General features: G+C 43.3%; 1 protein-coding gene. It reads right to left on the bottom strand.

The annotated features are described in order from the left end of the window. Nucleotides 1–469, bottom strand: a 469-nt coding sequence (locus AB4585_RS23365; protein WP_372171165.1) for a radical SAM protein, incomplete at both ends; no start/stop codon positions are given.

Raw genomic sequence — 469 nt, 5'->3', positions numbered from 1 at the left:
AGTGTCTTCAGTTCGGCGTACTGCTCTTGATCCAGAGGCTGTACTTCCATCGCTAGATAATTGAAATCCTTTTTGATCTCAGGAAGTACTTGTCGGAAATAATCCATGCCGACTTTGCTCTGGTGTTCTCCCGTTACCAACAAAACACTGTCAAACTTCATTGCCTTAAGCGCATCGATCTCCAAACCAATCTCGTCCAGATCAAGCGTCTTACGCTTAATCTTATTCTTCATGGAGAAACCACAATAAGTGCAATCGTTTGAGCAAAGATTCGATAGGTACAAAGGAACGTATAGTCCGACGGTAGAACCGAAACGCTGTCTTGTTCTCTGGTAAGAAAGCTGTGCCATCGATTCTAAAAACGGTTCTGCGGCTGGTGAGATCAGCGCTTTAAAATCTTCTATATCGAGCCTAGGTTTCGCTAGCGCTTTTTCAACATCCATTGCTGTCTTAGACATAATGGATAGAT

This window comes from Vibrio sp. 10N.222.49.C9 (genome assembly GCF_041474985.1).
GTDB lineage: Bacteria > Pseudomonadota > Gammaproteobacteria > Enterobacterales > Vibrionaceae > Vibrio > Vibrio crassostreae_C.
This window is presented reverse-complemented; position numbering and strand designations above follow the sequence as displayed.